Genomic DNA, 17,369 nt, shown 5'->3' with positions numbered 1-17,369 from the left:
TCGAGCTTCTTGGTCTGGTGCGCCGTGTTGCGCGCCTCGCCGGACTTGCCCATGCCGAAGCCCTTGACGGTCTTCACCAGCAGCACGGTGGGCTGACCCTGATGTTCCTGCGCCAGCTTGAAGGCGGCGTAAATCTTGTGTGGATCATGCCCGCCGCGGGTCAGGCGCCAAATGTCGTCATCCGACATCCTGGCAACCATTTCCAGCAACTTCGGATGCTTGCCGAAGAAATGCTTGCGCACGAATGCGCCGTCCTTGGCCTTGTAATTCTGGTATTCGCCGTCGACCGTTTCCATCATCACGCGCTGCAGGATGCCTTCATGGTCGCGTGCCAGCAGGTCGTCCCAGGGCGCGCCCCAGATCACCTTGATGACGTTCCAGCCGGCGCCGCGGAAATCAGCTTCCAGTTCCTGGATGATCTTGCCGTTGCCGCGTACCGGGCCGTCGAGTCGCTGCAGGTTACAGTTCACGACCATCACCAGGTTATCGAGGTTCTCGCGGGCGGCCAAGCCGATTGCGCCCAACGATTCCGGCTCGTCAATCTCGCCGTCGCTGCAGAATACCCAGACCTTGCGGCGCTCGGTATTGGCAATCTCGCGTGCATTCAGGTAGCGCAGGAAACGCGCCTGGTAAATCGCCATGATCGGGCCCAGGCCCATCGACACCGTCGGGAATTGCCAGAATTCCGGCATCAGCTTCGGATGCGGATACGACGACAGGCCGCCGCCATCCACTTCGCGCCGGAACTTGGACATCTGGTCTTCGGTAATGCGCCCTTCGAGGAAGGCGCGCGCATAGACACCCGGTGAGGAATGACCCTGGATGTAAAGCTGGTCGCCGCCATGGTCCTCGGTCGGCGCATGCCAGAAATGGTTGAAGCCGATCCCCAGCATGTTGGCCAGCGAGGCAAAACTGGAAATGTGGCCGCCGAGGTCGCCATCGGCGCGGTTGGCCTTGACCACCATCGCCATCGCGTTCCAGCGCATCCAGGAGCGCAGCCGCTCCTCATATTCGAGGTTGCCGGGACAATGGGCGCCGAGGTGGGCCGGGATCGTGTTGACGTAGGCGGTATTGCTGGAGAACGGGATCTGGGCGCCGCGGCGGCGCGCCAGGTCCACCATCCGCTCCATCAGGTAGTGGGCCCGTTCCGGACCCTCGTTCTGGATTACCGATTCCAGGGCATCCAGCCATTCCTGGGTTTCGATGGCATCAGGATCGTTGGCGGCTTGCGCCAGGATTGCATCTATTTGGGCTGACATGGATGTCTCCTTAACAGGGCCTGTCACAGCGGATAGCCGGTGCAGGCATTCTCGTCCAAACACGACTGCTTGTCGCGAAACTGATGTGATTCTAGCAGCATGGAACCATTTTTCAAACTACGATATTCAATTCCATAATGCGGAATATGGGGATCCGTTGAAACTTGCCGTCCTGATTCCAGCCGGCCCTCCGATCCTGATTCAAGACAGGTCCGGCCAGCCCGACCCAACCCGTATAATCCCGATTCCCGTTCAAGCAATCAATGGCTGTTTTTTTGATTCACTCCGATTACGTTCCCTTTAATTCCTCATTCCCATGCCTGCAAAAATCATTGATGGAAACCTGCTGTCGCAGCAATTACGCGGCGATGTGGCCCGCAGGGCCGCCGAACTGACTGCCAGGAACAGACAACCCGGACTTGCCGTGGTTCTGGTCGGCGAGAACCCGGCATCCCAAGTGTATGTCCGCAACAAGGTCAAGGCATGTGAAGACAATGGCATTCATTCGGTGCTGGAAAAATATCCGGCCACACTGAGTGAAGCCGACTTGCTGGAACGCATTGCCGCGCTGAATGCGGATCCTGCAATCCATGGCATCCTGGTCCAGCTGCCGCTGCCATCGCATATCGATTCGCACAAGGTGATCGAAGCGATCGCGGCCGAAAAGGACGTCGACGGTTTCCACGTCAGCAATGCCGGACTGTTGATGACCGGCCAGCCACTGTTCCGCCCATGCACACCGTATGGCGTGATGAAAATGCTGGAGTCGATCGACTATCCGGTGCGCGGCGCCCATGCGGTGGTGGTCGGTGCATCCAATATCGTCGGCAAGCCGCAAGCCATGTTGCTCTTGCAGGCGGGCGCGACCGTCACCATCTGCAATTCCAAGACGCGCGACCTGGGTCATCACACGCGGCAGGCCGACATCCTTGTGGTTGCCACCGGCAAACGCAACATCGTAACGGCCGACATGGTCAAACCAGGCGCGGTCGTGATTGATGTGGGCATGAACCGCGACGATCACGGCAAGCTCTGTGGCGACGTCGATTTCGGTCCGGTATCGGAAGTGGCCGGCTATATCACGCCCGTCCCCGGCGGCGTGGGCCCCATGACCATTACGATGCTGCTTGTCAACACGCTGGAAGCCGCAGAAAGAACACTCGGATGAACCACGACAATCCCCTTCTTGATTTTTCAGATCATCCCCGCTTCGACCACATCCGGCCGGAACATGTGACGCCGGCGATTGCGCTGCTGCTGCAGGATGCGCGCGATGTGATTGCCGGCCTGGAGTCGCAAACGGGTACCCCGGCCTGGGAAAGTTTCGTCGAGCCGCTGGAAGGCGTGACCGAAAAGCTGGGCCGCGCCTGGGGCGTGGTCGGCCATTTGAACGCCGTGGTCGACACGCCGGCGCTGCGCGCCGCGTACAACGAAAACCAGCCGCTGGTCACCGAGTTCTGGACTGCACTGGGACAAAACGAAGCGCTGTTTGCCAAATACAAGCAACTGCAACAGTCACCGTCGTTCGCCGGCATGTCCGCGGCCCGGCGCCGCATCATCGACAATGCGGTGCGCGACTTCAAGCTGGGCGGCGCCGACCTGGGGGCTGACCAGAAAGTCCGCTTCGCAGAAATCCAGGAACAGCAAGCGGCGATTTCCACCCGCTTCTCCGAAAACGTGCTGGACGCAACCAATGCCTGGGAATTGCTGGTCGACGACGCGGCGCGCCTGGCCGGCTTGCCGGAAGACGCCGTCACTGCCGCGCGCGCGCTGGCCGAAAAGGAAGGCAAGCCGGGCTACAAGTTCACGCTGCATTTCCCGTCTTATTTTCCGATCCTGCAATATGCGGATGACCGCACGCTGCGCGAGGCCGTGTATCGCGGCAATGCGACCAAAGCGTCCGAGTTGGGTGAAAAGCCGGAGTGGGACAACACGCAAATCATCGCCGACCTGCTGCGCCTGCGCCGGGAAGAGGCGCAATTGCTGGGTTACCGCAATTTCGCCGAAGTCTCACTGGTGCCAAAGATGGCGGAAACGCCGCAGCAGGTGGTCGATTTCCTGGAAGACCTGGCGCGCCGCGCCCGCCCCTTCGCCGAAAATGACCTGGCCGAACTCAGGTCCTTTGCCCGGGATGAACTGGGCATGGAGCGCGTGGAGTCGTGGGATGTCACCTACGCCTCCGAAAAGCTGCGCGAGAAGCGCTACGCCTTCTCCGACCAGGAAGTGAAGCAATATTTCCCTGAATCGAAAGTCATCGCCGGTCTGTTCGCGCTGGTGCAGAAATTATTCTCGATCACGATCCACGCCGACCAGGCGCCGGTATGGCATCCCGATGTCGGCTTTTACCGCATCGAAAAGCATGGCCAGCTGGTCGGGCAGTTCTACCTGGATTTGTATGCGCGCAACGGCAAGCGCGGTGGCGCATGGATGGACGACGCCCGCGGCCGGCGTGTCGCCGGCAGCCTGGTGCAAACGCCGGTGGCCTACCTGACCTGCAATTTCACCGAACCGGCGGTGGTCGACGGCAAGCGCCGCGACGCCCTGTTCACACACGACGAAGTCAGCACGCTGTTCCACGAGTTTGGCCACGGCCTGCACCATATGCTCACGCTGGTCGACGAACTCGGCGTGTCAGGCATTTCCGGCGTCGAATGGGATGCGGTGGAACTGCCTTCCCAATTCATGGAAAATTTTTGCTGGGAATGGGAAGTCCTGCAAGGACTGACCTCGCATGTCAAGACCGGCCTGCCACTGCCGCGCGCGCTGTACGACAAGATGATCGCCGCCAAGAATTTCCAGTCCGGCCTGCAGATGCTGCGGCAGGTGGAATTTTCCCTGTTCGACATGCACCTGCACTTCGACTTCGATCCAGGACAGGGCCAGACCGCAGCCGACGTACTGGCAGAAGTGCGGCACAAGTTTGCGGTCCTGGTGCCGCCGGCATTCAATCGCTTCCAGAATTCGTTCAGCCACATTTTCTCGGGTGGCTATGCGGCTGGCTACTACAGCTACAAATGGGCCGAAGTACTGTCTGCCGATGCCTATGCCGCTTTCGAGGAAGCCGCCGACGACGCGCAGTTGCTCGCCCATACCGGCATGAAATTCCATACCGAAATACTGGCCGTGGGCGGCTCGCGCTCGGCGATGGAGAGCTTCAAGGCTTTCCGTGGCCGCGAGCCCACCATCGATGCGCTGCTGCGCCACAACGGGATGACAATCTGACGTGACCATGAAACCTGCTTGCGTATCGCTCTCCCTGCTCGCCGCCATCGCCATGCTGGCTGCCGGCACGGCTTCCGCACAGTTATACAAATGGACTGGGCCGGACGGAAAAGTGAACTACACGGACACGCCGCCACCGCGCGACGCCAGGAATGTCGAAGCCCGGTCCAGGTCGGGCGAAGGCAGCGGGCCGCTACTGCCGTTTGCCCTGCAGCAGGTCGTGACCGCGCATCCGGTGACGCTGTACACGATGAAGAACTGTGCGCCCTGCGATGACGGCCGCAAGCTGCTTGCCGCGCGTGGCATACCGGTGAGCGAAAAAACCGTCACCAGCAATGACGATATTGCGGCGCTGCGCGCGCTGGCAGGCGGCGCAGCGCAGTTGCCCTTGCTCAGCGTGGGCAAGCAGCGCCAGCAGGGCTATGAGCCCAATGCGTGGAATCAGCTGCTCAGCGCAGCCGGATATCCTGCCGAGTCGCGCTTGCCGGCTGGCTGGCGCAACGCCGCCCCGGCGCCACTGTCACCGCCTGAAGCGCCAAAACCGGTCAGGCCGACCGAAAGTGCGCCGGCTGGCGAAGCAGCCCGCGAAGTGCAACCGGCAGCGCCAGCGCAAGGCAATGCACCGCCCGGATTCCGCTTTTGATCCGGCAATCCGGCAATCCTGCCTTATGATCCTGATGATGACGCTGATCCAGTCCGGATACCGAACTCGCCTACCATGTCCGCCGCCATGACGCACATCGATTTCCATACCAACGTGCCGGACAAGCTGCCCTTCACCTGCCGGCTGATCCGCAAGGCCGCCAATGAAGGCTGGCAGGTCGTTGTTTTTTGCACGGATGCCGATGAACAGGCGCGCCTGGACCAGGCGCTCTGGACCTTCTCGGAGCATGATTTCCTGCCGCATGTCGCCGCCGAAGACCCGCTGGCGGCCGTTACGCCGGTGATCCTGACCTGCCGTGAGGACCAGCCGCTGCCGCATAACCGCTTGCTGATCAACCTTTCCACATTGTCGCCCACGCATTTCGCCCGCTTCGAGCGCTTGATCGAGGTCGTCTCGACCGACGCCGACGAAACCGACGCCGGCCGCCAGCGCTTTGCTTATTACCGCCAGCGCGGTTATCCCCTGAAACACCATCCCCGGAGCGCCAATGAGCAGCCCGTCCAGTGACGCCGGCATACCGGTACTGACCGAGGTCATCGACCTCGAACCGGAACAGACTGCGCCCGTGGCGCAAGCGCCGGCCGCACCGGCCGGATCCACCACTCCAGCCTCCCCGGCTACCGTCGAAGAGCTGGAAGCGCGCGCCGTGGCGACGATGGGCAGCGACGACTGGAACCGGCTGGAGCGGGCCTTGCGCGAGCGCATCCTGCGGCAATTGCTGGCGCGGGTCGACAACACACTTGAACAGCGGGTGCGTGACAGCCTGGCCGACGTGCTGCAGGGCGCAGTCAGCACCCTGGCGCTCGACATCCGCAGCGGCCTGCATCAATCGCTGGAGGACATGATCGTGCGCGCGGTCGCGCAGGAACTCACCCGCCTGCGAATTTCACAAAATTAAATGGAGTCCTAAATAACTTTCATTTTTAAACATCGACTGAGTTTTTACCTTCGAAAAAGAAATATATTTGCCATCGATTGATTCCTATCGCAACAGGTAGTTTTCTAAAATAGGGGCTGGGTATCAATCAGGCCGCAAAGTCTGGAAACAGTCCGACAAAGGACTGCTTGCCGGGCCGGCTGGCAACGTAGAGAGGCATTCATGCATGTAATCGTATTGGGCGGCGGCATCATCGGCACCACGTCGGCATGGTTCCTGAACAAGGCCGGACACCAGGTCACGATCATCGACCGGCAGCCTGGACTGGCGCAGGAAACCAGTTTCGCCAACGGCGGGCAGATTTCCGTTTCACACGCCGAGCCGTGGGCCAATCCGGCAGCTCCCGGGAAAGTGCTGAAATGGCTGGGCCAGGAAGACGCGCCGCTGCTGTTTCGCTTGCGTCCTGAGTGGCTGCAATGGAAGTGGGGCCTGTCCTTCCTGCGTGAGTGCACCCGCGCCCGCACCGATTACAACATCCGTCAAATTGTCTCGATCGCCGAATTCAGCCGGCAGACACTGCAAGCGGTGCGTGCGGAAACCGGCATCGAATACGACCAGCTCACGCGCGGCATCCTGCATTTTTATACCAGTCAAAAGGAGTTCGACGACGCCCAGCCGGCGGCGCAGTTGATGCGCGAATTGGGCTGTCCGCGCGAGACCGTCGACGCCGAACGCGTGCTGCAGATCGAGCCGGCGCTCAAGGCCATGCGAGAGCGCATCGTCGGCGGCGACTATACGGCGACCGATGAATCGGGCGATGTGTATCAGTTCACCACCGGTTTGGCCAGGCGGGCGCAGCAAGCCGGCGTGACCATCCGCACCAGTACCACCGTCACCCGGCTGCTGACCGAAGGAAGCGGCGCATCGGCGCGGATCAAGGGCGTCGAAGTGATCGACGAGCACGGCACGCATCGCGTGCTGCAGGCCGATGCCTACGTGCTGGCAATGGGCAGCTTTTCGACCCAACTGGCCAAGCCTCTGGGGATCGACCTGCTGATTTATCCGGGCAAGGGTTATTCGGCCACGTACCGGGTGCTCGATCCGGAGGCCGCGCCGTGCGTGTCATTGACCGACGATGGCTACAAGCTGGTGCTGTCGCGCCTGGGCGACCGGCTGCGGGTTGCCGGCACCTGCGAGCTCAATGGCTATTCGCGCGAACTCAACAGCGTGCGCTGCGAAGCGATTACCCGGCGCACCCGTGAGCTGTTTCCCGACGCCTGCGACTATGACAATCCGGTCTACTGGACTGGCTTGCGGCCGCTGACGCCGTCAAACGTACCCTATATCGGCCGTTCCAAAATTGCCAACCTGTACCTCAATGCAGGGCATGGCACGCTGGGATGGACAATGGGATGCGGCTCCGGACGGGCGATTGCCGACATCATCTCCGGACGCGTGCCGGAAGTGGATTTTGCATTCACCGGCATGACGCCGACCCGGCGCGGCATGGTCGTGGCCGGCAGTCCGTTGCAGGCCTGACGCCAGGCCGCGATGCGGCCAGCGCCGGCGCCATGATGCGGCACCGGCCTGGCGTGCGTCAGTTCCAGAGACATCATTTCAAATGCACTGCCGGCAGCGCCGGCAGCCTGCTCCCGCCTACTTGCCGACCCCGACTTCGAGCTCCGCCGCTTTCTCGTCGAACGCGATCTTGGTCGTGAACTTGGCCCGCTTCATTGGAAATCGCGACTGGAAATTCCGCACGTTTCCCGATCCGGAAATGACTCGCCGCACGAACTCGTAATAGGCGTTCATGTCGAGCACATGCACGACCAGGAAATAGTCATAGTCGCCGGACACGAAATAGCATTGCAATACTTCCGCCTCGCGCGTCATGCGCGCTTCGAATGCCTGCAACTGTTCGTCCGACTGGTTTGCCAGCGACACTTCAAGGAAGGCCATCATTCCATAGCCAAGCGCAAACGGATCGACCATCGCCACATCGGCGCTGATCACGCCGGACTCGCGCAGCACACGCACCCGCCGCAAGCAAGTCGGCTGGGATATGTGAACCCGGTCTGCCAGCTCGCGGGTCGGCATCTGGTTATCCTTTTGCAGCAGGTTCAGCAGCTTGCGGTCGACCTTGTCGAGCAGGTGTTGTTTGGACATGGATGAGCGTCGAGAAATGTTGGACAAGGTCTTTGCAGAGATTTTTTTCTGATGTAAGGTCTGCACTTGCGATTCAAGCATCAGTGTTGCAGTATGCAGCCGTTTTTTCAATCATCGGAGAATTCAATGCGGTCAATGCTGTTAGTGCGGTCATCAAACCTCCCCATGCTGGCTATCGCCGGCGTCGTCGCAATCACTTGCGCCACCCCTGTGCTGGCGCAAGAAATGATCGTCAAGCTCGGCCATGTGGCGCCGATGTCGGGCGGACAGGCGCACTACGGCCGCGACAATGCCAATGGCGCCATCCTCGCCGTGGAAGACTTGAATGCCAAGGGCATCACCATCGGCGGCAAGAAGGTGAAATTCCAGTTGCTGATGGAAGACGACGCAGCCGATCCGAAACAAGGCACGGCGGTGGCGCAAAAGCTGGTCGACGCCAAAGTCAACGGCGTCATCGGGCACCTGAATTCAGGCACCACGATTCCCGCCTCCAGCATCTACCATGCCGCCGGCATTCCGCAAATCTCGCCGTCGGCCACCAATCCGAAATACACGCAGCAAGGGTTCAAGACGGCTTTTCGCGTGGTGGCCAACGACCGGCAACTTGGCAGCACGCTCGGGCGCTATGCGGTGGAGACACTGAAGGTCAAGCAGGTCGCCGTGATCGACGACCGGACTGCCTACGGCGAGGGTGTGGCGAGCGAATTCATCAAGGGCGCAAAAGCCAAATCAGCCGGCCTGCAGGTGGCGCAACAATATACAACCGACAAGGCCACTGACTTCAGCGCGATCCTGACCTCGATCAAGGCCAAGAAGCCGGAAGTCGTCTTCTTCGGCGGCATGGACAATGTCGGCGGACCGATGCTGCGCCAGATGAAGCAACTGGGCGTGAACGCCAAGTTCATGGGCGGTGACGGCATCTGCACCTCCGAATTGCCCAAACTGGCCGGCGATGGCTTGTCGGACAACCAGGTTGTCTGCGCAGAAGCAGGCGGCGTGACCGGAACCAAAGAGAAGGACATGCAGGCATTCGTCGAGCGTTACAAGAAGCGCTTCAATCTCGACGTGCAGTTGTATGCCCCGTATGTCTACGACGCCGTGATGACGATGGCGGCCGCAATGCAAAAGGCAAACTCGGCTGAACCAGCCAAGTACCTGCCCGCATTGGCCAAGATCAAGCATGACGGCGTCACCGGCAACATCGAATTCGACGACAAGGGCGACATCAAGAACGGCACGCTGACGCTGTTCACCTACAAGGGCGGCAAGAAAGAGAAGATTGCGGTAGTTCGCTAACGCCTGGATGGCGCCCTGCAAGGGGCGCCATCCAGTAATCAAAAGCGAAAAGACGAAAAAAAGCGCTCCGAACAGAGCGCTTTTTTATTGGGCACTTGCCCCACTAGCTACCTGCCGTTCCGCGCCGCGGGCCCGAGGCCGACGGGGAGGGATTAGCTTACTTGGTCGCCAGGATCCACTTCACCAGGGTTTGCGCCTCGGCAGCGCTGAGCTGCGGGTTGGCCGGCATCGGCACTGCGCCCCAGACACCACTGCCACCCTTGATGACTTTCTGCACCAGCTGGGCTTCAGCATCCTTTTGGCCGGCATACTTCGCCGCCACGTCCTTGAACCCTGGACCGACCACCTTGTTGGCGACGGCGTGACATGCCATGCAGTTTTTCTGCTTTGCCAGGTCGGCGTTCGCCAGCGCCCCATTCGAGACCAGTGCGCCAAGCGCGACCAGTGCAAACAATACTTGTTTCATTACCGCCTCCACATTGAACAAATAGCCGAATTCTAACCGTTTTCCACTAACAGGGATTTTGCCGGTCATTCACACTTTACCCAACTTACCACATTGCCAAAGCGCCACGATTGACCGTTACAGGCGATAACAATATGCTCCGGCACATAGGAGAGTTTTCATGCCACTGATTGTCACCATCGTCGTGCTGACCATACTGCGTTTTTTCGAGATCGGGCCAGTGGCCGATCTGTCATGGTGGTGGATAGCCGGTCTGTTTGGCGTCACGCTGGTATGGTTCGAGTTCGGCGAGAAAATGCTGGGGCTCGACAAGAAACGGGCGCATGACGAAATGGAAAAAATCCGCCAGGAACGCATCAAGAAAAACTTCAAGTAAGCGGCGGCGCGGCGCACAAGCAAGGCGGCCGGCCGGATCAGGTACGGCATCCGGCCAGCCCGGTACCACATCAACCCGTGGTAGCGCCCTTGCTCGCCGTCGACGCCAATGCCGCGAATTTTGCCAACACGCCGCGCGTGTAGCGTGGCGCTGGCGCCGTCCATCCGGCACGGCGACGGGCGATTTCCTCGTCCGGCACATTCAACTGGATCAACTGCTGGTGCGCATCGATCGTGACCGAGTCGCCTTCATGGACCAGTGCAATGGTGCCGCCGACAAACGCTTCCGGCGCGACGTGTCCGACGACCATGCCCCAAGTGCCGCCCGAGAAACGACCATCGGTAATCAGCCCGACCGATTCACCCAGGCCTTTGCCGATCAGCGCTGAGGTGGGCGCCAGCATTTCCGGCATGCCCGGACCGCCCTTGGGGCCAAGGTAGCGCAGCACCAGCACGTCGCCCGGCTTGATCTGGTCGGCCAGGATGGCGTCCATCGCGCTGTACTCGTCTTCAAAGACGCGCGCCGGTCCGGTAATCACGGGGTTTTTCAGTCCGGTTATTTTGGCCACGCATCCTTCAGGCGCCAGGTTGCCGCGCAATATCGCCAGGTGGCCCTGCTTGTACAAGGCTTTGTCGATGGTGTGGATCACATCCTGGTCGGCGCGCGGCTGGTCCGGAACATTGGCCAGTTCCTCGGCCAGCGTACGGCCGGTAATCGTCATGCAGTCGCCATGCAGCAGGCCGGCATTGAGCAAGACCTTCATCACCTGCGGTATGCCGCCGGCACGGTGCAGGTCGGTGGCGACATATTTCCCGGACGGCTTGAGGTCGCAAATGACCGGTACCCGCTGGCGGACACGTTCGAAATCGTCGATGGTCCATTCCACCTCGGCGGCATGGGCGATCGCCAGGAAATGCAGCACCGCATTGGTCGAGCCGCCGGTCGCCATCAGTACCGACACTGCGTTTTCAATCGACTTGCGGTTGATGATGTCGCGCGGCTTCAGGTCGAGCTTGATGGCTTCCACCAATACGCGCGCGGATTCGGCAGCCGATCCGACTTTTTCGTCGTCAGGATTGGCCATGGTCGAGGAGTACAGCAGCGACATGCCAAGCGCTTCGAATGACGAGGACATGGTATTGGCGGTGTACATGCCGCCGCAGGAGCCGGAACTCGGGCAGGCGTTGCGCTCGATGCCATCGAAATCTTCCTGCGACATGCGGCCCGCGGTAAATTCACCAACCGCTTCAAAGGCGGACACGATGGTCAGGTCATGCCCCTTCCAGCGGCCCGGCTTGATGGTGCCGCCGTAGACATAAATGCTGGGCACATTGGTGCGCGCCATGGCGATCATGCCGCCTGGCATGTTCTTGTCGCAGCCGCCGATCACGATACAGCCATCCATCCATTGGCCATTGACCGCCGTCTCGATGCAGTCAGCAATGACTTCGCGCGAAATCAGCGAGTACTTCATGCCTTCGGTACCCATCGACATGCCGTCCGAAATGGTCGGCGTGCCGAACACTTGCGGATTGGCGCCGGCTTTCCGCACGGCATCAATGGCGATGTCAGCCAGTTTTTGCAGGCCCGAGTTGCATGGCGTGATGGTCGAATGACCATTGGCAATACCGACCATGGGTTTGTCGAAGTCTGCTTTCTCGTAGCCCATTGCGTAATACATTGAGCGGTTCGGGCTGCGCGCAACACCCTGGGTGATGTTTTTCGAGCGGCGGTTATAGGCCATATTGACTCCAGTGAATTGCATGCCGGCCGGCGCCGTTGACGGTGCTGATGCCGGTGCGGAAATGAAAATCGGGAAATCGGGATTGCTGGAATCCGGACGTGCCGGAATTCTGCGAAAGCGCTACATTGCCTTGCACATGGGTCTCTGTCAAATATATCATTCACGCATCATCAATATTTTTTACGACTCAATCAAGCGTCCCCATGCCGATTGAATTCAGACAGTTGCGCTACTTCACCGCGGTCGCCGACGAAATGCACTTCGGTCGGGCGGCAGCGCGCCTGCACATGACGCAGCCGCCACTGTCACAATCGATCCGCGCGCTCGAATCCTCGCTCGGCACTGCGCTGTTCGAGCGCACCAGCCGCAGCGTCCACCTGACGGCGGCTGGCGTCGCCTTGCTGCCGGAGGCGCGCCGCCTGCTGCAACAGGCCGAGGGCCTGCCCGAGCTTGCACGGCGTGCAGCAAGCGGCGAATCCGGCCGACTGACCGTGGCCTTCGTCTCGATCGCCGACTACAGCGTGCTGCCGCAATTCCTGCGCCGCTTCCGCCTGCGCTATCCACAGGTGCAGATCGACCTGCGCGAAGCCACCAGCGACGTCCAGTGCGAAGACCTGGCGGCGGGACGCATCGACCTTGGCCTGTTGATTCCGCCCTTGCCGGACAAGCTCGCACCTGAACTCGAGTACCAGCCGGTGCTGGCGGAGCCGCTGGTGCTGGCTGCGCCTGACGGATGGAAAGCCTTGCCGGCGCGCGGGCCGGTGTCGCTGGCCGCCCTGCCGGCCCAGCCCTTGATCGTATTCCCGCGCCGGATCGCGCCCTCCTTTTACGACGCCATCCTGGCTTGCTTTGGCCAGGCCGGCATCACGCCGCAAATCGGACAGGAAGCGATCCAGATGCAAACCATCGTCGCGCTGGTATCGGCCGGGATGGGCATCGCGCTTGTGCCACAATCCGTCTCCAACCTGAAACGGCCCGGCGTAACTTACCGCCCCTTGCGCGAACAGGCGCCGCTGGTCGAGACCGGCTTTGCTTGGCGCCGTGACAATCCCTCGCCTGTGTTGCAGGCATTTCTCAAACTATTGAAAAGGAGGCGCTGAATGCTGACCCATCCGATGCCCGATCCGATCGCCCTGTCGCTCGGCCCGCTTGCCATACGCTGGTATGGCTTGATGTACCTGCTGGCGTTCGTTCTGTTCATTGCGCTGGGGCGGCTGCGGATCCGCCAGCCGCATATTGCAGCCGCAGGCTGGAAGAAGGAGGACCTCGACGACATGTTGTTCTACGGCGTGCTCGGGGTCGTGATCGGCGGCCGGCTTGGCGAAGTGCTGTTTTACCATCCGGCCTACTACTTGTCCCACCCGGGCGAGATCCTCGCGATCTGGAAAGGCGGCATGTCCTTCCACGGGGGTTTCCTGGGCGTCATGGCCGCGATGCTGCTCTGGGGGCGCAAGAACGGGCGACGCCTGATGGAGGTGATGGACTTCATCGCGCCGCTGGTTCCGCTGGGCTATGCTGCCGGCAGAATCGGCAACTTCATCAACGCAGAATTGCCAGGCCGCGTCGCCGACCCTTCGCTGCCCTGGGCAATGATCTGGCCCAATGTCGACCAGCTTGCACGCCATCCGTCGCCGCTCTACCAGGCACTGGTCGACGGCGTACTGCTGTTCATCGTAGTGTGGCTGTTCGCCCGCAAGCCGCGTCCCATGATGGCGGTATCGGGCGTGTTTGCAGCCGGCTATGGCATGGCGCGCTTCTTTACCGAGTATTTCCGGATACCCGACTATGAAGTGACGTTCGGGCCGGTGCTGATCTCGGCCGGCCAAATGCTCTCGATTCCGATGATTGCACTTGGAATTGTTCTATTATTGGTGGCCTACAGAAAGATACCGGCCAGCTGACACGAGCCGGAACAATCCAATAACGATCGATGGAGACAACATGAATTTCAAGAAACTGCTGCTGCTCGGCGCAGGGCTGGTCGTTGCTGCACACGCACAATCGCAGGCATGGCCAAACAAGGCGATTACCTTGATCGTCCCGTTCCCGGCCGGCGGCGGCACCGATGCGTTTGCCCGCCCCCTGTCAGCCCAGTTGACCAAGCAGCTCGGCAGGCAAGTCATCATCGACAACCGTGGCGGCGCCGGCGGCACGATCGGTGCGGCGCTGGCAGCCAAGGCGGCGCCTGACGGCTACACCTGGTTTGTCGGGGCAGCGCACCATGCCATCGCGCCAGCGATTTATCCTAGGCTGGAGTACGACATCGAGAAAGATTTCGTACCAGTGGCTTTGCTGGCAACGCCGCCACAGGTGATCGTCATCAATCCACAGCGAGTGCCGGTCAGCGACCTCAAGGGTTTCCTGGAGTACGCGCGCAAGAACCCGGGCAAGCTGAACTATGCCTCGGCCGGCAACGGCACCTCGCACCATCTGGCGGGTGAGCTGTTCAAGATCCAGACCAAGACCTTTATCACCCACATCCCCTATCGTGGCGCCGGCCCTGCACTGCAGGACCTGATTGCAGGCCAGGTCGATGTGATGTTCGATGGACTCGGCTCGTCGGCCGGCCATATCAAGGGCGGCCGCATCAAGGCGCTGGCGGTTGCCGCGCCACGCCGTGCGCAAGCATTCCCTGATGTACCGACCACAGCAGAAGCCGGCGTGCCGGGCTATGAAGTGTCGACCTGGTATGCGCTTTGGGGACCGAAAGGCGTGCCGGCAGAAATCGCCGACAAAATGGCAGCTGAAGTGCAGAAAGCGCTGGCCTCGCCTGAAATCCGGACCGCATGGAACAATAACGGGTCGGAAATACCGAGCGTGATTCGGGCGCAGTTCGGCACCATGGTCACTTCCGAAGTGGCGCGCTGGGCCACGGTCGTCAAGACCGCCAAGGTCAAGCTCGACTGATCGGACGGCAGGGCTCCATCAGCAGCCGGCGCCTGCCGGCTGCTGTTTTTTTGTATGCAAACATGTCCACACTACACATAGAAATACGGGAACAGATCGCCACGATCACGCTGTCCAATCCCGGCAAGCTCAATGCCCTCGATGTGCAGGCCTGGCAAGCGCTGGCCACCCAATTTGCGGCATTGAGCGCTGACGATTCGCTTCGATGCATCATCCTGCGCGGCGAAGGGGGCAATTTTGCGGCCGGCGCCGACATCGGGGAATTCCCCGCCCTGCGCCATACCACCGAGCAGGGCATCCATTACCACACGGTCATCATCGCCAACGCGCTGCATGCGATCCTGCATTGCCGGCATCCGACCATTGCTGCCATCGAGGGTGTTTGCGTCGGTGGCGGGCTGGAACTGGCGAGCGTTTGTGACCTGCGCATTGCGCACAGGGGCTCCCGCTTCGGCATTCCGATCAATCGGCTTGGCTTTCCGCTGGCGCCGGGCGAAATGGTCGGCCTGCTGCATCTCGTTGGCCGCGCCGTGACGCTGGAAATCCTGCTGGAAGGCCGGGTATTCGGCGCTGCGGAAGCGCTCCAAAAAGGTCTGCTGACCCGTATCGTCAATGACGTGGCAGAGGACGCCTGGCAAAGTGCGCAGCGCATTGCACAAGGTGCGCCACTGGCGGCCCGGCTCAACAAGGAAATGGTACGACGCCTGTCGCCAGTGGCGGCGCCATTGACCGAATCCGAACTGCGCGCCGCTTTCGATTATTTTGAATCGCAGGACCATCGGGAGGGAGTACGGACTTTCCTCGCCAGGACCAAGCCCGCATTCTGCGGAAAATGACAACCGAGCACTTAAAATGAATGCCAATCTCTACGCAATTTTCGCCGCCCGTTTTCCTGCCGACCGCAGCGCATGCTGCATTGAAACGCATGACGGCCACTACTACTCGTGGAGCGACATGGAGCGGGCCAGCGCAAAGATCGCCAACTTGCTGGCCAGCCTTGGCCTGGCGCCAGGCGCGCGGGTCGCAGTGCAGGTCGAAAAGTCGCCGGAAGCGCTGATCCTGTACCTGGCCACAATACGGGCCGGACTGGTCTACCTGCCGCTCAATACAGCGTACCGCCAGGCCGAGATCGATTATTTCCTCGGCGATGCGGAGCCGGCCGTGATGGTGTGCTCGCCGGCGAACTTCGGCTGGGTCGCGCAAAGCGCATTCAAGTCAGGCACCAAACATGTGTTTACGCTGGGCGAGTTTGCGAACGGTCGCAATAGCGGCTCCCTGCTCGAGCGCGCCGCACACCAGCCAGACCAGTTCGAGACCGTAGCGCGTAGCGGCGACGACCTGGCGGCCATCCTGTACACGTCCGGCACCACCGGCCGCAGCAAGGGCGCGATGCTTAGCCACCGCAACCTGTCGTCGAATGCCGAGGTACTGCACCGTTACTGGCAGTGGCAGCAGGATGACGTGTTGCTGCACGCGCTGCCGCTGTTCCATGTGCATGGCCTGTTCGTGGCCTCGCATGGGGCACTGTACAGCGGCAGCAAAATGATTTTCCTGCCGCGCTTCGATGCGCCGCAGGTCACGCAATTGCTAGCACGTTCAACAGTGTTCATGGGCGTGCCGACTTACTACGTGCGCCTGCTGGCGGACCAGCGCTTCGGCGCCGAGGCCTGCCGCAACATGCGCCTGTTCATTTCCGGCTCGGCGCCGCTGCTGACCGAAACCTTTACCGAATTCCAGGGCCGCACCGGCATGACAATCCTGGAGCGCTATGGCATGAGCGAAACGGTCATGCTGACCTCCAATCCGGTTGACGGCGAGCGCCGCGGCGGAACAGTCGGGCCTGCGCTGCCTGGCGTGTCCGTGCGCATTGTCGATGCCGGGCGCAATCCCTGTGCCGCCGGCGAAATCGGCGACATTGAAGTCAAGGGTCAGAACGTATTCCAGGGTTATTGGCGCATGCCTGAAAAGACTGCGGAAGAATTCACGGCCGACGGCTATTTCAAGACCGGTGACGTCGGACGTTTCGACCAGGACGGCTACCTGAGTATCGTGGGACGCAGCAAGGACCTGATCATTTCAGGCGGCTACAACGTCTATCCTAAAGAGATCGAATCCGAAATCGACGACATTGAAGGCGTCGCTGAATCTGCCGTGATCGGCGTGCCCCATGCGGACTTTGGCGAGGCGGTGAATGCCGTCGTGGTGCTGCGTGCCGATGCCAGGCTGACCGAGAACGATGTGATCCAGGCGCTGAAGGCCCGCATCGCCAACTTCAAGGTTCCCAAGCGGGTTCACTTCGTGACTGAATTGCCGCGCAACACGATGGGCAAGGTACAAAAGAACGTGTTGCGCGAGCGCTTTGGCTGACGCCGGCTGAAGCGGGCTGGCCCGG

The 17,369-nt window shown here is 61.0% G+C and carries 17 protein-coding genes and 1 pseudogene; 14 read left to right on the top strand and 4 right to left on the bottom strand.

Annotated elements, in window-relative coordinates; all coding sequences use genetic code 11:
* Window positions 1–1,259, bottom strand: a pseudogene (aceE, locus tag Q7T64_RS05230) (pyruvate dehydrogenase (acetyl-transferring), homodimeric type); the annotation flags it as partial.
* Between the two features lie 316 nt (window positions 1,260–1,575).
* Between aceE and folD the strand changes: the two are divergent.
* From folD to Q7T64_RS05200, 6 genes are all read left to right on the top strand, one after another.
* Window positions 1,576–2,427: a bifunctional methylenetetrahydrofolate dehydrogenase/methenyltetrahydrofolate cyclohydrolase FolD gene (gene folD, locus Q7T64_RS05225; RefSeq protein WP_304792302.1), complete on the top strand. Its 852-nt coding sequence runs from the start codon at window positions 1,576–1,578 to the stop codon at window positions 2,425–2,427.
* Window positions 2,424–4,481, top strand: coding sequence for a M3 family metallopeptidase (locus Q7T64_RS05220; protein WP_304792299.1), 2,058 nt, complete (start codon window positions 2,424–2,426; stop codon window positions 4,479–4,481). Before folD ends, Q7T64_RS05220 begins: the two co-directional genes overlap by 4 nt.
* Window positions 4,482–4,488: 7 nt before the next feature.
* Window positions 4,489–5,124, top strand: a complete 636-nt coding sequence (locus Q7T64_RS05215; protein WP_304792314.1) for a glutaredoxin family protein — start codon at window positions 4,489–4,491, stop codon at window positions 5,122–5,124.
* An 87-nt stretch (window positions 5,125–5,211) separates the two neighbouring features.
* Window positions 5,212–5,652, top strand: a complete 441-nt coding sequence (locus Q7T64_RS05210) for a DNA polymerase III subunit chi (RefSeq protein ID WP_304792311.1) — start codon at window positions 5,212–5,214, stop codon at window positions 5,650–5,652.
* Window positions 5,633–6,043 carry a hypothetical protein gene (locus Q7T64_RS05205; RefSeq protein ID WP_304792296.1) on the top strand — a complete coding sequence of 137 codons (411 nt, stop codon included), beginning with the start codon at window positions 5,633–5,635 and terminating at the stop codon, window positions 6,041–6,043. Before Q7T64_RS05210 ends, Q7T64_RS05205 begins: the two co-directional genes overlap by 20 nt.
* Window positions 6,044–6,184: 141 nt before the next feature.
* The gene (locus Q7T64_RS05200; protein ID WP_370653255.1) at window positions 6,185–7,561 is read left to right on the top strand and encodes a D-amino acid dehydrogenase; all 1,377 of its coding nucleotides are present in this window, start codon (window positions 6,185–6,187) and stop codon (window positions 7,559–7,561) included.
* 117 nt (window positions 7,562–7,678) lie between these two features.
* On the opposite strand, the gene Q7T64_RS05195 is transcribed toward Q7T64_RS05200, so the two are convergent.
* A complete protein-coding gene (locus Q7T64_RS05195) occupies window positions 7,679–8,188 on the bottom strand; it encodes an Lrp/AsnC family transcriptional regulator (protein ID WP_304792290.1) in 510 nt (169 codons plus the stop codon).
* A gap of 165 nt (window positions 8,189–8,353) precedes the next feature.
* Here Q7T64_RS05195 and Q7T64_RS05190 point away from each other — a divergent pair, with 165 nt between their 5' ends.
* Entirely contained in the window at window positions 8,354–9,484 is a 1,131-nt protein-coding gene (locus Q7T64_RS05190; protein WP_304792287.1) for a branched-chain amino acid ABC transporter substrate-binding protein, read from the top strand.
* A 157-nt stretch (window positions 9,485–9,641) separates the two neighbouring features.
* On the opposite strand, the gene Q7T64_RS05185 is transcribed toward Q7T64_RS05190, so the two are convergent.
* Window positions 9,642–9,950: a c-type cytochrome gene (locus Q7T64_RS05185; protein WP_304792283.1), complete on the bottom strand. Its 309-nt coding sequence runs from the start codon at window positions 9,948–9,950 to the stop codon at window positions 9,642–9,644.
* Window positions 9,951–10,110: 160 nt separating this feature from the next.
* On the opposite strand from Q7T64_RS05185, the gene Q7T64_RS05180 reads away from it, so the two are divergent.
* The gene (locus Q7T64_RS05180; RefSeq protein ID WP_304792280.1) at window positions 10,111–10,326 is read left to right on the top strand and encodes a TIGR04438 family Trp-rich protein; all 216 of its coding nucleotides are present in this window, start codon (window positions 10,111–10,113) and stop codon (window positions 10,324–10,326) included.
* 70 nt (window positions 10,327–10,396) lie between these two features.
* Here the strand turns inward: Q7T64_RS05180 and ilvD are convergent, their stop codons facing one another.
* Window positions 10,397–12,070: a dihydroxy-acid dehydratase gene (gene ilvD, locus Q7T64_RS05175; RefSeq protein WP_304792308.1), complete on the bottom strand. Its 1,674-nt coding sequence runs from the start codon at window positions 12,068–12,070 to the stop codon at window positions 10,397–10,399.
* 19 nt (window positions 12,071–12,089) lie between these two features.
* Between ilvD and Q7T64_RS05170 the strand changes: the two genes are divergently transcribed.
* From Q7T64_RS05170 to Q7T64_RS05145, 6 genes are all read left to right on the top strand, one after another.
* On the top strand, window positions 12,090–12,284 hold the full coding sequence (locus Q7T64_RS05170; protein ID WP_304792277.1) for a hypothetical protein: 195 nt from the start codon (window positions 12,090–12,092) through the stop codon (window positions 12,282–12,284).
* Window positions 12,274–13,170 (top strand): LysR substrate-binding domain-containing protein, encoded by an 897-nt coding sequence (locus Q7T64_RS05165; protein ID WP_304792274.1) that lies wholly within the window; start codon window positions 12,274–12,276, stop codon window positions 13,168–13,170. The genes Q7T64_RS05170 and Q7T64_RS05165 overlap by 11 nt, the downstream gene beginning before the upstream one ends.
* On the top strand, window positions 13,171–13,971 hold the full coding sequence (gene lgt / locus Q7T64_RS05160; RefSeq protein ID WP_304792271.1) for a prolipoprotein diacylglyceryl transferase: 801 nt from the start codon (window positions 13,171–13,173) through the stop codon (window positions 13,969–13,971).
* Window positions 13,972–14,011: 40 nt separating this feature from the next.
* Complete coding sequence (locus Q7T64_RS05155) at window positions 14,012–14,977, top strand: tripartite tricarboxylate transporter substrate binding protein (RefSeq protein WP_304792267.1); 966 nt, start codon at window positions 14,012–14,014, stop codon at window positions 14,975–14,977.
* Window positions 14,978–15,039: 62 nt separating this feature from the next.
* Entirely contained in the window at window positions 15,040–15,813 is a 774-nt protein-coding gene (locus Q7T64_RS05150) for an enoyl-CoA hydratase/isomerase family protein (protein WP_304792262.1), read from the top strand.
* A 16-nt stretch (window positions 15,814–15,829) separates the two neighbouring features.
* The gene (locus Q7T64_RS05145; protein WP_304792259.1) at window positions 15,830–17,344 is read left to right on the top strand and encodes a malonyl-CoA synthase; all 1,515 of its coding nucleotides are present in this window, start codon (window positions 15,830–15,832) and stop codon (window positions 17,342–17,344) included.
* Window positions 17,345–17,369 lie beyond the last annotated feature (25 nt).

Origin of the sequence: Lacisediminimonas sp. (assembly GCF_030645335.1) — a bacterium.
Taxonomy (GTDB): Bacteria; Pseudomonadota; Gammaproteobacteria; order Burkholderiales; family Burkholderiaceae_D; genus Lacisediminimonas.
Note: the sequence above shows the minus strand (reverse complement) of the source record. Positions and strands in the feature narration are given on the sequence as shown.